Genomic DNA, 13,833 nt, shown 5'->3' with positions numbered 1-13,833 from the left:
TCCAAACCATCAGTTTGGATTCATCCTCTCTTTGACATTCTAATAATAGTTACAGTTCTTCTAATCCCTCGATGTCAGTCAGTTCAATGACTCGACCTTTTCGTTGAATTAGTTGTTGTTTTTCCAACAACTTGAATTTTCTGGATAATGTTTCAGGGGTAGTTCCCAAAAAAGCAGCTAACTCTTTCATTTTCATCGGGAGGTTTAATTGAACATTTTCTTCTACTTGAAACAGGTCAAGCAAATACGTGGCTAAGCGTTCTTCCACTTTTTCCATCATCAAAAATTGTGTTTGTTGCTCAATCTTCGCCATTTTTTCTGCATTAATTTCTAACAACTTTAAGCTTAATTCTGGATAATGAAGTAACAAATTTGAAAAATCTCGTTGTCTTAACAAGCAAATTTCTGTGGGCTCTAATGCTTCAGCAAATAAGGAGTCATTAGGAACACCAAACAATTGGCTTTCTCCCTCATAACTTCCTGGCAAAGAAACACGCAACAACTGCTCCTTTCCACTAGAAGAAAGCTGGTACACTTTCAACTTTCCTTGAGCGACAATCACTAATTGAGCCTCGTCAGCTGGTGAAAAGATTTGTTCACCTTTCTTAAACTTTCGGTGGCTCACTAATTCATGGATTTTTTGTTGTTCTGCTTCTGCCAGATGATTGAATAACGGTACGACTGAGACACACAAATGTTGATGTTCCACGTAACTCCCTCCTTATTCTTCCTCCATTAACCCTTCTCGAATATCATTTCCTAAATAACTTTGCCAAGTATACAATTGGTGATTAAGCCAAGCATATAATCCTTTGAGCCATTCTGCTAATCCATATTTATTTTCTTTTTCTGCTAAAACAATTCCACGAGTAACAAATAAATTTTGAGTTGCAAAATCAGCGACCATCTCGGTCAACATTTTTTCAGGAGATTCATATTTCAACTGACCACTTTCCTTAATCATTGTATAATCGACAAATTCCGTAGTCGTTGTTGGAATGAGTTCCCCTTCATCTAATACCAATTGACTTAATTCGTCAAACAACTCATCTTCTTTCGCGATGATTGTTGGTAACTTGGTTTCTAAATAACTACGTTGGTTACCTTTAAGGTACGCTCTTATCTGTTTAAGTTTTGTACGATGAATAACTAAGTTAGACAGAATATGACTAATCATTGCTGCAGCAGTTGGCGTATGATGATCTTGTTCACTTTGAAGTTTTTCTTGTTCATATTTTTGAATTGAATTCATCTTAAGCTAACTCCTTTACTTTCATTCCTTCGACATCATAACCTAACGCTTCGATTGTCTTGCTTAAATCTTCTGGTTGAATGTCCTTTTCATTTATTTCAACTTTTACTTTGCTGGCATTAAACAAAACTTTTACTTTTTCAACACCAGTTTGTTGACTAAGTCCTTGTTCGATTTTTTGCATACAAGATGGACAAGTCAATGTTCCTAATTGGATAATTACTTTTTTCATGATAAATCCTCCCTTTCACTACATCTCTAGTTTAATTCCTCTGTTTCTTTAAATAATTGATTTCTATCAAGTTTTTTCTTTTTTTGCCGATAAGATAATAAACGCATACTATTAAAAACGACTAGTAGAATACTTAATTCATGAAATAACATACCACTCGCCATATAGACATAGCCGAAAATCAATCCAATTAGTAAGAATAAAACTGTTCCTAACGCAATCCCAATATTTTCTTTCATATTCAAAACTGATTTTTTGGTTAAATCAAACGCATAAAGCAATTTTTTAAAATCAGACTGCATCAACACAATATCGGAAGTTTCCACCGCAACATCTGTCCCGTTCCCCATTGCAATTCCAATATCTGCAATCGCTAAAGAAGGGCTGTCATTGATTCCATCACCAACAAAAGCAACTACTTGACCCTCTTTTTGTATTTTTTTGATATAGTTTGCTTTTTCTTCTGGTAATAGGTTTCCATGTATTTCCGACAGACCGATTTCTTTTCCTATGCTTTCAGCAGTCAGTTGATTATCACCAGATAACATCACGAGCCGTTTGATCCCTTTTTCTTGCAATTTCTGTAAAGTTTCTTTGACGCCCTCACGAAGTTGATCCTTGATTCCAATCAATAAGACGACCTCATTTTTTGTTGCCACAAATACTAAAGAATTACCTTCTTGTTGTAGTCGTTGCTCGTCTGCTTCAACCTCTGACAGAGAGATAGCTTGATCGCTTAACAATTGGCGATTACCTATAAATAGTTTTTCTCCTGCTACTGTCGCAATAATTCCTTTTCCTTTGATTACAGTGGTATTTGTTACTTGGTACTGTTCAATATTTCCCATCTGTTTTTCCACATACTTTACAATTGCCTGTCCCAAAGGATGATCTGATTCTTGCTCGATTCTAGCGACGAATGGCAGAACATTCGTCGCTGATTGACCATAAGACTTAACACTTGAAACACTTGGTTTTCCATTAGTTAACGTTCCTGTTTTATCGAAAACCATGGTATCTACTCGGCTAAACACTTGCATTACTTCGCTACCTTTGACCAGCACACCGTTTTTTGCACCGTTCCCGATTCCAGCAACATTGGAGACAGGAACACCTATGATTAACGCTCCTGGGCATCCTAAAACTAAAATTGTGATTGCCAAACGAATATCTTTAGAAAACACCCCAATTAAAAGTGCAAGAATCAACACAAACGGTGTGTAGTATGTTGCAAATCGGTCAATAAATCGTTCAGTTGTTGATTTAGCATCTTGTGCTTCTTCAACTAGTTCAATAATTTTCCCAAAAGTTGTCTCTTCACCGACTCGCATTGCCTGTACTTTCAATGTTCCATTTTCTAAAATTGTTCCAGCAAACACTTGATCCTTGGCTTTTTTTGCTACTCGCTGCGCTTCACCGGTAACGCTTGATTCATCAATTGAGCCTTCACCTTCTATAACTACCCCATCTACTGGAACTTGGGCACCAGTTTTAACTAATAACAAATCATCTTCCTCGACCTCATCAATCGGAATCTTTTCCACCGTGTCTTCAAAAAATTTCCAAGCTGTCGTCGGGGCTAATTGAACAAGACTTTGAATAGCAGAACGTGTTTTTTCCAATGTTTTTTGTTCAAGAAAATGACCAAATAAAAACAAGAATGCAACAATCGCAGCCTCATTATACTCACCAATCGCAAACGCACCAAAAATCGCAATTGTTACTAACAGATCAATACTGATAACTTTCACTTTAATTGCTTGGTATGCTTGAAGTCCAATTGGTAAAATCCCAAAAAGAGCCGAAATCGCCATACTTAAACGATACCCTTCTTGATACGAAAAAAATTTAGCAACAAGCGCTAAAAAGATGAAACTCCCACTAATTACCATCAATTGTTTTTTATGACTTAAAATTATTTTTTGACTATTCATTCTAACTCCTCCTTTACTTTTCAATAACAGAATAATCAAAAGAGAAGCGAAAAACATTGATAGCTATCAAGAAAACAAAAAAGATTGCAATGAGCGGTCACACTCATTACAACCTTTTATCCTTAGCTTTAGTCCAATAATCTTTTTTGTCCTTCAAGTGACTGGATTCGTGTCACATCTTGGGTTACTTCTAAACAACCAAGATAGTCGTCTGCTTCGTTTCTTAACGCAAAATAGCGAATATAGATTTTTTTCCCACGCATATCAATCCAAAACTCGGCTTCAGAACGGGCACCTGAACGAAAATCATCTAAGATTTGCTGCACAATATGCATGCTCTTTGGTGGATGACAATTTACTACTTCTCGCCCAATCACTGACGTCGTTCGTGGAAAAACACGTTCTTTTCCTTCAGAGAAAAAGCGTACTCGATCGTCGTTATCCACAAAGGTTAAATCAACGGGTAGAACTTGAAACATTGCAATCATTTGTTCCAGTTTTAACGTTCCTGTTGGTAGGACAATTGGCTCAGAAACTTCTTTCATTTCGGCTTTGTCTTGTTTTTCTACAAATACTGGTACGCTATCCGTTTCGTTCAACAAGCTTTCGGCAATTCCGTCTGTGGTTGCTTTTGCTTGTTGGATTGCCAACTGACGAGCTGGTTCGCGCTCGCTTTCTTTTTCCAATGCCTCTTGGCTCGGTTTCCAAGGAAGCGGTTCTGGAATAAAGGCAAAACCAATATCAAAACTATCTGCTGCGATTTTTTCCCAATCAGATAAACTAAAGACATCCAGCGTCATCGGCGCCATGATTTCTTCTTCTTTAAAAATCATTTCCTCGATTTCGTTTTTCGTTTCTTCCCATTTGGTAGCAATGGGGTTATATGCTGCTCGTTCGTCTTCCGCTAGCTGAATCAAAGCTTTTACCATGTCGCGAATATCATCATCCACACCCCACATCACTTTGGGTGGTGCTGAAATTCCATATTTTTCCATGTAAGAAAAAATCAATGTTTCTTTACGTGCATAATGCTTATCAATTTGTCTTAGATCCTTGAGTGCTTTAAGTAGTCGTTCTTTTTGTGTCCAATCGCCTGCTTTGATTTTTAACAATAAGTCATCAATTTCATCTGTTAACAAAGATTGTAACACTTGATTTTCTAACTTCAGCGTATGAATAGGATGCCCAGGTTGTTCATGCTCCAAATTCGATCGATGAATCTCATTAATTGATCCCTTAAATACTGCCGCATGAATGTTACATAATCGTTGGATTTCTTGTGGATTTAAGCCACTCTGAATCAATGCTTTTTCAGCTGCTGTGATTTCTGTCACATCCACTCCGTCAAACTCTTGATTAAACAATTCTTTCGCTGCTTCAAACGAACCACCTTCATGTAACAACGTTAAAATTTCTACAATGCGTTCTTGTCGTTGCTGTCTTGTTCGCTCCATCACTCTACTCCTTTCACAATAAATCCATTTTCTTCAAATAATCCGATCACTTTTTCTAAAGGAATTTTTTTCATTTTTGCACCTTTAGGAATCGTCATATAACGACCCGCTGTTTGTAACATTCCTGGTTTTGCAATTGCTTCAAAACCTAATCTATACATCAATTCCTTTACTTCGGGGTAAAGGGAAACTAGTTCAAACAAAGACTTTGATAAATCCAATTCTTTCATTGACATCCTCCTTTTTAATCATGAATGCTCGCTTATTATACGCCTCTTTACTATTATTTTCATTCAAAATTAACACACTTTTTCACAAGCCTTGCTAGAAAAGACAGGGACAGGTTTATTTTTTTAATGCAAAATACAAAGGTGCTAACTCTTTTAACGCTTTGATTGTTTCTGCTACAAGATTTTCTACTGGAGCCTCTGTTTCAAAAAACAAGCGACCAATCTGAAACGAACGATTCCCCATTGCTTCTCTCAATTTTTCTTGCCCTTTCGAATCTGCTAAATAGGTAGCCAAAGGTAAGTGATCCTCCAACTCGTGTTCCACTTGAGGCCAAATGTAATAGCGTTCTATCGCAACTTGTTTACTCCATTCTGGTAATGCAGCTAGCAACTCATTGTATTCTTCCACTCCACCACTTCGCTCTTCACTTTTATACTGTTGAAACATCAAATAAACTTGAAATTGTTTTTTATTTAATAACACAGCCAAGCATGCATTTTCTCGCTGGCGATCTTCGCTGCGGTAAGCACTCCAAAAATGACTTCGTAAATTCCAGCCATTCGTCCAACTTTCAACTTTGGGTTTTTGCATCCCATATTCTACAGGTAACGCTGTTGCAACTTCTAACTGTAACGTTTTCCACTTTTGCCACTGTTTTTTATAATCTGCTTTGATTTCTTCGATTTCTTGTGTTGAATACTGTTCTTTTAATTGCTTGAAAGTATATATTTCTCGATCAAATAATTGGAAATCAGCTTGATTCAATTCCATGTGCGCACCTCTTTCTGTCACCAGTTTTATTGTAAACAGCTCGAGTCAAAGTTGCAATTTTTACTTAGATTTTCAACACTTCCGCTGAAAAAGAGCGCTTTATTAAAAAATTTGCTATACTTTTGCTAAGAAAGGAGTGATCGAATTGATTACAACAACTACAAATAGTGTTGAAGGAACAACAATCGAGGCTTATAAAGGAATCGTGTTTGGTGAAGTAATTACTGGTATCAACGTGTTTAAAGATATCGGTGCAGGATTACGAAATGTATTTGGCGGACGCTCAAAAAGCTACGAAGATGAGCTATTACAAGCTCGAGAAGAAGCGCTAGCTGAAATGGCACGTCGCGCGGAGACTCTTGGCGCTAACGCCATCATTGGTGTAAAAATGGACTATGAGGTTCTTGGTAGTGACAACGGTATGTTAATGGTTACTTGTAGCGGAACTGCTGTAGCTACCCGATAAACAGCTTTTCTACAAGTTAGAACGAAACAAAAGCATCGCTTCTCAAAAAAAACGACTATTTTTGAGAAAGCGATGCTTTTATTCTGTTTCTAAAAATGAATGGATGTGCTATAAAAAAACATCCAGGATTATTTTAAAGTCAAGTTTTTTTTCTGACGAACATGGTATACTAACAAACGACAGTAGAGTTTATGACGGTGGCTATCCAATTAAAAGTGAGGGGGGATGCGTATGTGCGTACTTCCAAAATCCAGAGAGAGGAGAAGCCTTTTTGCCTGTTGAATCAGCTTTGGAGCTAATGATCGGTTTCGGTTCGTTAATCGCAACGATCATTTTTGGCATCCTAGCAGTAGTCAACCAAGACAAAAAAAATAACCGTCTACTGCTTCTAACCAGGACGATTATTTTTTCGTTAAATTAATCTGGTCACCGTCTTAAACGGTGCTGTTAGGGAGTTGTTGACGCAACTCCTTTTTCTATACTTATTTTAGCATATTTTCGTTTGAAACACTAGAAACAATTTTTTCCTACTTAGCCTAACTAAAGCTATTCAGGCCCTTTTTTTCATTAAAATAGCTGTGAAACTAACCAATCCTAATCCTAAAACAGCTAACCCAATTGATTGTTCGTCATTCGTTTTAGGTAACTCTTTTACCGTAGAGCTAGCTGCTAAAGGTTCCACACTTTGTTTCGTGTCTGCCGCATAAACTTCTTGGTTTTCTACGTTAGAACCAGCTGAGTGTAAAATAGACTTGATTCGACCGATACTTGACTCAAGATCTGTTTTCTTTGCCTTTGCGTCTTCAATCGCCGCTTGTGCATCTTGAATTTTCGCATCAATTTCAGCACTCGCTGTTTCAATATCTGATTGTGTATTGGTTAAAGTAGTAGATGCGTCTGTCCCCAATGAATGAATTTGTTCTTGAATCTCTTTGGCTTTTTGAATTTTTCCGTCAATATCTTTTTGTGTCGCATCAGCAATTTCTTGTGCATGCGCTAAATTTTGTTCCAATTGTTCATGTTTTTTTTGTGCGTTCTCTTTTAGTTCAGTCAAATCTTGATGAATTGTTTCTTGATTTTCTTTCAATTGATTCTTAGCATCTTCTAAAGACTGTTCGATTTCTTTTCGTCGTTCTTCCAACTTTTGAAACCAATCAGGGTCGAATCGCTGTGTTGAAGATTCTGTATTTTCGATTTCATCAGAAGTGATCATTGATTCTGTTGACTCATTTGGTTGTGTTGCTGATTGTGACTCACTCGTTGTCACCGTGTCCTCGATACTTGTCGAGCTAGTTGCTTGTGTTATTCCCGTTGTTTCTGCTAAGACTGGTTGTGCTAAAAAAAACAATCCCGAAGCAGTAACGGTCACTACTAGACTTGTAACAAATTTTTTCATGCCTGGATCCCGTCCTTATTCTTCAATATTCGTTTTAGTATAAAACAAATCAAGAAAAAGAAACATAAACATTCGAAGGAATCTGTCTAATAAAACCAAGTTACTAGCAATCCACTCTTACACTATTATCAAATTGAGTAGCTATCAGCTAACTGTTTATTTAAATCACTAATTAAAATCATTTACTGAGATCATTTACTGAGATCACATGCCAAAGAAAAGTAGTCACTAAATTCTATCATTCAGTTCCATCTAAACCAGACGATCTGGCCAAGCTGAAGTTCCCCCCATTACATTGATAACATCAAATCCTTGTGAAGCTAACCAATTACAAGCAGTTGCTGAACGTCCGCCTGATTGGCAGATGACATAATACGTCTTCTCTTTTTTCAACTGTGAGCTGGCAGCTTCTAGCTCACTTAACGGAAATGATTCCGCGTTTGGCACATGCCCCATTTGATACTCAACTGATTCACGGACATCAATAACAGGTATACTTTTCTTTTTTGTTTCTTGATAAAATTCTGCTGGACCAATACTTCTATACATAACTAATCTCCTCTGGTAACACCATTTTATACAGCGCAAACGCACCGTCTAAATTTTTCACTTTAAAGCCTGCTTGTTTCAAAATACGCTCCGCAAGATAACTACGCAATCCACTATGACAACTCACAATATATTCTTTGCCTTGATCCAACTCACCTAAACGCTCTCTCAAATCATTTAGTGGAATAGTGATTGCTTCTTTAAATTTCCCGTGAGCTAGCTCATTTTCATCGCGCACATCTAAAAGAATTTTCCCGTTTTCTAGCTCTGTTGCAAGTTCGTGCCACTGAATCGTTTCACTCACTCCTTCCGCGATATTCATCGCCGCATATCCTAATAAATTCACTGGATCTTTTGCCGAACCAAACGGTGGCGCGTACGTAAATTCTAATTCAGGTAGATCAAAAATCGTCAGTTGTCCTTTGATTGCTGTTGCCAAAATATCTAGACGCTTATCAACTCCTGCAACACCCACACCTTGCGCACCATAAATTTCACCAGTCATTGGATTAAAAATTAATTTTAACAACAACTCAGTTGCACCAGGATAATAAGAAGCATGACTTTTTCCAAGCACATGTGTCACTTGCACTGGCAATCCAGCTGCTTTCGCACTTTTTTCGCTCAAGCCAGTTGAACCTGCAGCTAAATCAAACGTTCGAACAATCGCTGTTCCAATACTTCCTTGATTCGTTCTCGGCAACCCAGCAATAACATCAGCAACTTGACGCCCTTGACGATTGGCTGGAGAAGCTAACGAAATCAGTGCATCTTCACCAGTAATTTGCTGTTTGACTACGATTGCATCACCCACAGCATAAATCGCAGGGTTGCTTGTTTGATAGTTTTCATTCACAACGATTCCGCCACGTAAGCCCAGTTTTAATCCAGCATTTTCAGCCAACGTACTTTCTGGTTGAACACCCACTGATAAAATCGTCAAATCAGAAGCTAACGTTTCACCATTTGCTAAACGAAGTTTCTTCCCTTTTTCTTCAAACCCTACAACTGATTGACTTGTTAAAACTGCTACACCTTGTTTAATTAATTCTTGTTGGACATAGACTGCCATCTCTTCGTCAAGCGTTGGTAAGACGTGTGGCGCCTGCTCTACAATCGTGACTTGCAGTCCACTCTTTTGTAAATTTTCTGCCATCTCTAAACCGATAAAACCAGCACCAACAACAACCGCTTTTTGAGGTTTCGCTTCCAATGCACGCATTACTCGGTCAATATCAGGTACATTTCTGATTGAAAAAACATTTTCAGCTGTTGAAATTCCCGAAATATTAGGAACAAATGGTTTTGCCCCTGGAGATAGAATCAGTGCATCATATTCAACCGTTTCTTTCTGTCCATTTGCTACCACTTCTACCTGCTTCTCTTCTGGAGAAATGTTCACTACTTCATGATTTGGTCGGACATCTAAGCGAAAACGAGCAGCCAATGCTTCTGGTGTTTGAACCAATAACTTTTCTCGCTCATCAATTTCTCCTGAAACAAAGTAAGGTAATCCACAGTTTGCAAACGAAACAAATGGACCCTTTTCAAATACGATAATCTCTGCATCTTCCATCAAACGTCTTAATCTCGTAGCAGCAGACATCCCACCAGCTACACCACCGATAATAACAATCTTCATTTTACTTTCCTCTCACTTTCGTTCCACGCCATTGATTCATACCACCACGAACATTCACAGCAGAATAGCCCGCTTTTCTTAACTTCTTAACAGCTTGTTTACTCCGCATACCAGATTGACAAATCACATAAACCGTTTCTTCTTGATTTCCGCGATAATTATTGATTTGCGCTAAAGGAAGATTTTTGGCTTGTCGAATATGCCCCCCTCGGTATTCAGAACTTGTCCGAACATCAACAATTTTAGGATTAGTTGGTAATTTTTCAGCCAATTCTTGCGTAGTGATTGTCGGAATAACCTTAAAAAATGAAAACATTCCTTTCCCTCTTTTCTTTTTTAGAAATATACCTCATGGGGTATATTTAACAGGAGTATTTCAAAACTGTCAAGAAAAACAATTTTGTTAACTTTGAAAAAAAGATTTTTATTTGCAAAAAATACCTACCTGAGGTATATTTCATTTATTATCATCAAAGGAGGACGTCACATTGGAAAACGAAACCAAAGAAACCAAAAAAATCATGAATCGTCTCAAACGAACCGAAGGACAAATCCGTGGCATTCAAAAAATGATTGAAAATGAACAAGAGTGCATTGACGTCATCACTCAGCTAACCGCCGTCCGTTCAAGTATTGATCGGGTGATGGGAATGATTGTTGCCGACAATCTTAAAAATTGTTTTGAAAATCCTGAAACCAATCCTGAAGAACAGTCAAAAAAACTAGAACAAGCAATCAATATGATTATTAAAAAATAAAGATTGTTGGTTCCTCTCCACAAAAAAAGGCTATGACAATATTTTGTCACAGCCTTTTCTTCCGAATAAATAGTGTTCCCAAAGCAACTTCTTCGGCAATAAGTCTTCTCTTCTTAAAAATATGGAAAGCTATTTTTAGAAAAGCATCCTTATTGCTTGAAGCTTGACGCTTTGCGCCACAACCTTCTCATAAAACATTCAGTTAAGTTTAGTCGAACGTAACATTTTTCGATACTCTAAGGCATATAGAACAAACGACAACATCAAGCATATAGCAATTACACCGAAGATTACACTTACCCACGTTTCCGCCAATTGAGGACATACTAATAAGATTACCATCCCTAAATAAATCACTGCTGTCGCCAATTTGCCATACCATTTGGCTCCACTTAATTTTACCCCATGTTTCAGTCCAATTATTCCTGCAATCATCATAAAGCCTTCTTTGATCACAAATAACCCCAGCAATAACCAGATCCATGGTCGATACCATGCCATTGATAAAATCAATACAAATTGAGTAAGTTTATCAGACAAAGGATCTAATAATTTCCCTAATTCAGTAATTTGGTTGAAACGGCGCGCGATATAACCATCCAGAAAATCAGTTAATCCTGAGACAGCAATCACTAACCCTGCCAAATAAAAGGAACGTTGCCAAACAAAATAAAGATATACCGGCAACAAAACGATTCGAAAAAGCGAAAGCCCATTGGGAATTGTTTTGATTTCTTCTCGCCAATTTTGCGTAATTTTCATCTGTTAACAACTCCTTTATCAAAACTTGTTCCATTTTATTTTAACTTAAGCTCTACTAAAACACTACCGTAGTGGATTACGCTTCTTAGTGATAGTAACTATCTGTTTCTTTTTTCTTTTGATGCTGTCGCGTACGCATTTCTTTCAGCAACTCTTTATGCGCCTTTTTTGATCCTCTTTCTAAATCACGTTGTTTTTTTCTCGTTTTAAAATCAATAAACAAACTATCTAAATCGTAACCTTCAGGATATAGTTCACTTGCACTTCGTCTGAACTGCACACGTTGACGAAGAACTGCTATCTTTTCGTTGTTGAAATAAATCATTACTTTTTCTGAACCGTCATCTTCAAATACTAGTCCCTCTTTTTGATGTTCTGTTAGCCATACACGATCCCCTTTTTCAAAATGCCGTTTAGCTAATTCGTTCTTTTTATTCTCAAAGATTTGACCCAAATCAGCAAAGTCTTTTTTCTTTGTTTGATACGTTTTTTGTTGGATATACGTTTGTGCTTGATCGATCAGTTTGGAAGACATCTTCATTTTTTTCGCAATCCACAACGCTTGGCTATCCCCTGTTTCACCTACTTGTAATAAGTATTTCGGTTGTAAAGCATCTCTATCAAATGCCATCGCTGCAGGAATAAAATCTTCATGCTCCTTAGCAAACTTTTTGATTTCACCATAATGGGTCGTCGCAACTAACAAGGCACCTTGCTCATACATTGTTTCCATAATCGCAACAGCTAGTGCCGCACCCTCATTTGGTTCTGTTCCACTGCCAATTTCATCAAGTAAAACTAACGTATTTCTGTTCACCCTTTTTAGAATTTCTGCAATGTTTTGCATATGACCTGAGAAAGTACTCAACGCATTTTCTAAATTTTGTTGATCGCCAATGTCTACGAATAATTCATCGAAAATAGCAAGTTCGGTTCCTTCTTGTGCTGGAACTTGCAAACCAAACATCGCCATCAATGTAAATAATCCTACTGTTTTTAATACAACTGTTTTCCCACCAGCATTCGCGCCTGTAATCACCAATCCACGATAATCAATTCCTAACTCAAAGTCTAATGGTACTGCATTTTCAGCTAAGAAAGGATGTTTTCCTTGCTTGATTGAAATTCGTTCTGACTTATTGACGCGTGGCGTGATTCCTTGTAATTCACGGCTATACTTCGCGCGGGCAAAAATGATATCTAACGCTGTAATTGTTTCAATAATCAAACTGATTGCTTGCTCTTCTTCTGCTAGTAACCCGGTTAGTTCAGCTAACACTTGGTATTCTTCCGCAATTTCTTCTGCTTTCAGCAACTGGTACTGCTCGTTTGACTTAGCGATAACCGTGGGTTCGATAAAAACAGTCGTTCCTTTATTTGATTGTTCAATAATCGTTCCTGAAAATTTATTTTTATAACTTGCCTTGATTGGAATCGTGTAATGCTCACCCTTTTGAACAATCATTGCCTCTTGAATCATTTCTTTATAATTCGGATGCCGTAAAATTTTTAGTAAGCGTTCTTGAATTTCTTTTTCTAAATTCTGTAATTGTTTTCGTACTTTTCTTAAATTTCGTGAAGCGTCATCGCTTACTTGTTGATTAGTTATTTTTTGATAAATCATTTCTTCAACTGGCAATAAATCTGGCAAATGATTACTATACACATGTAAAGTGGGTGTTTGATATTGATTTTTCTCAAAAAACTTCGTAATCATTCGACTACTTCTCAAAAAATCAGCATATTCAACCAAGTCTGCGGGTGCTAAAATCAAGCCTTTTTTTACTTGATCTGTTAAATAACCAATTCGACTAAGTCCCATAAATGGTACATGTTGGTTACTTTCTAAAATCATTCGTGCTTCTTTTGTCTCCATTTGCCAAACCTGAACAGTTTGCAAATTTGTTTGAACAGTTGTTTGTTCAATTCGCTCCTTGGTGTATTGCCCAATCGCACGTTTTTTTACTTCTTCTTTGATTTCATTAAATTGTAGTTTTTCAATCATTTGATTATTCATATTCTCTCCTTTTCTGCGAAGAGATACCCGTCTCAAAATAAATAAACACCTAGAAACATTTCATTGCACAAAATAAACACTTACTTCAAGTCCTTTTCAAAACTCATTGGAGCAACGCAACCCACATTCGCTTATGACGTCTTTTTTCGTACAAAAAAAGGACGCAACACAGCTTAGAAGTTGTGTCCCATCCTTAAAAGGTCAAAAAGTATGTTCTTCTGACAGGTATCACTCATAAGCACACCAAATAAACCTCTAGTGGTTCATTGGTTATTCAACTTACTAATTAGATACCTGCTACACTCACAAAAATTCCCCATTCATCTAGGTTTATTTATTTTCTACTTAAATATAGCAAGCGAATTTTAG

Annotated in this window: 16 protein-coding genes; 3 read left to right on the top strand and 13 right to left on the bottom strand. The window is 37.2% G+C overall.

The window, feature by feature from the left end; genetic code table 11:
* Positions 1-49: 49 nt before the first annotated feature.
* The 7 genes from RV17_RS04100 to RV17_RS04070 form a co-directional block, all read right to left on the bottom strand.
* A complete protein-coding gene (locus tag RV17_RS04100; RefSeq protein ID WP_067481468.1) occupies positions 50-709 on the bottom strand; it encodes a Crp/Fnr family transcriptional regulator in 660 nt (219 codons plus the stop codon).
* Between the two features lie 12 nt (positions 710-721).
* Complete coding sequence (locus RV17_RS04095) at positions 722-1,252, bottom strand: ferritin-like domain-containing protein (protein ID WP_067481470.1); 531 nt, start codon at positions 1,250-1,252, stop codon at positions 722-724.
* A gap of 1 nt (position 1,253) precedes the next feature.
* On the bottom strand, positions 1,254-1,484 hold the full coding sequence (locus RV17_RS04090; protein WP_067481472.1) for a heavy-metal-associated domain-containing protein: 231 nt from the start codon (positions 1,482-1,484) through the stop codon (positions 1,254-1,256).
* Positions 1,485-1,510: 26 nt separating this feature from the next.
* Positions 1,511-3,418, bottom strand: a complete 1,908-nt coding sequence (locus RV17_RS04085) for a heavy metal translocating P-type ATPase (protein ID WP_071868608.1) — start codon at positions 3,416-3,418, stop codon at positions 1,511-1,513.
* Positions 3,419-3,546: 128 nt separating this feature from the next.
* A complete protein-coding gene (locus RV17_RS04080) occupies positions 3,547-4,872 on the bottom strand; it encodes a DUF438 domain-containing protein (protein WP_071868607.1) in 1,326 nt (441 codons plus the stop codon).
* The gene (locus tag RV17_RS04075; protein ID WP_067481478.1) at positions 4,872-5,102 is read right to left on the bottom strand and encodes a DUF1858 domain-containing protein; all 231 of its coding nucleotides are present in this window, start codon (positions 5,100-5,102) and stop codon (positions 4,872-4,874) included. The genes RV17_RS04080 and RV17_RS04075 overlap by 1 nt, the downstream gene beginning before the upstream one ends.
* A gap of 115 nt (positions 5,103-5,217) precedes the next feature.
* Complete coding sequence (locus RV17_RS04070; protein WP_067481480.1) at positions 5,218-5,874, bottom strand: HI_0552 family protein; 657 nt, start codon at positions 5,872-5,874, stop codon at positions 5,218-5,220.
* A 145-nt stretch (positions 5,875-6,019) separates the two neighbouring features.
* On the opposite strand from RV17_RS04070, the gene RV17_RS04065 reads away from it, so the two are divergent.
* Both RV17_RS04065 and RV17_RS13400 read left to right on the top strand, forming a co-directional pair.
* Entirely contained in the window at positions 6,020-6,340 is a 321-nt protein-coding gene (locus RV17_RS04065; protein ID WP_067481482.1) for a putative heavy metal-binding protein, read from the top strand.
* A gap of 271 nt (positions 6,341-6,611) precedes the next feature.
* Entirely contained in the window at positions 6,612-6,761 is a 150-nt protein-coding gene (locus tag RV17_RS13400) for a putative holin-like toxin (RefSeq protein ID WP_169819320.1), read from the top strand.
* Between the two features lie 129 nt (positions 6,762-6,890).
* Here RV17_RS13400 and RV17_RS04055 read toward each other — a convergent pair whose 3' ends face one another.
* The 4 genes from RV17_RS04055 to RV17_RS04040 form a co-directional block, all read right to left on the bottom strand.
* The gene (locus RV17_RS04055) at positions 6,891-7,736 is read right to left on the bottom strand and encodes an LPXTG cell wall anchor domain-containing protein (RefSeq protein ID WP_071868606.1); all 846 of its coding nucleotides are present in this window, start codon (positions 7,734-7,736) and stop codon (positions 6,891-6,893) included.
* Positions 7,737-7,988: 252 nt separating this feature from the next.
* Positions 7,989-8,285, bottom strand: a complete 297-nt coding sequence (locus RV17_RS04050) for a rhodanese-like domain-containing protein (protein WP_067481486.1) — start codon at positions 8,283-8,285, stop codon at positions 7,989-7,991.
* Positions 8,278-9,927: an FAD-dependent oxidoreductase gene (locus RV17_RS04045; protein WP_067481488.1), complete on the bottom strand. Its 1,650-nt coding sequence runs from the start codon at positions 9,925-9,927 to the stop codon at positions 8,278-8,280. The genes RV17_RS04050 and RV17_RS04045 overlap by 8 nt, the downstream gene beginning before the upstream one ends.
* A gap of 1 nt (position 9,928) precedes the next feature.
* The gene (locus RV17_RS04040; RefSeq protein WP_067481490.1) at positions 9,929-10,243 is read right to left on the bottom strand and encodes a rhodanese-like domain-containing protein; all 315 of its coding nucleotides are present in this window, start codon (positions 10,241-10,243) and stop codon (positions 9,929-9,931) included.
* Between the two features lie 205 nt (positions 10,244-10,448).
* On the opposite strand from RV17_RS04040, the gene RV17_RS04035 reads away from it, so the two are divergent.
* Positions 10,449-10,685: a metal-sensitive transcriptional regulator gene (locus tag RV17_RS04035; RefSeq protein WP_067481516.1), complete on the top strand. Its 237-nt coding sequence runs from the start codon at positions 10,449-10,451 to the stop codon at positions 10,683-10,685.
* A 198-nt stretch (positions 10,686-10,883) separates the two neighbouring features.
* Here RV17_RS04035 and RV17_RS04030 read toward each other — a convergent pair whose 3' ends face one another.
* Both RV17_RS04030 and RV17_RS04025 read right to left on the bottom strand, forming a co-directional pair.
* Positions 10,884-11,447, bottom strand: coding sequence for a CDP-alcohol phosphatidyltransferase family protein (locus RV17_RS04030; RefSeq protein ID WP_067481491.1), 564 nt, complete (start codon positions 11,445-11,447; stop codon positions 10,884-10,886).
* A gap of 85 nt (positions 11,448-11,532) precedes the next feature.
* The gene (locus tag RV17_RS04025; protein WP_071868605.1) at positions 11,533-13,464 is read right to left on the bottom strand and encodes an endonuclease MutS2; all 1,932 of its coding nucleotides are present in this window, start codon (positions 13,462-13,464) and stop codon (positions 11,533-11,535) included.
* Positions 13,465-13,833 lie beyond the last annotated feature (369 nt).

The organism is Enterococcus thailandicus, assembly GCF_001886265.1.
Classification (GTDB): domain Bacteria; phylum Bacillota; class Bacilli; order Lactobacillales; family Enterococcaceae; genus Enterococcus_B; species Enterococcus_B thailandicus.
The sequence above is the reverse complement of the archived record's forward strand: the minus strand, read 5'-3'. Positions and strand labels throughout refer to the sequence as shown.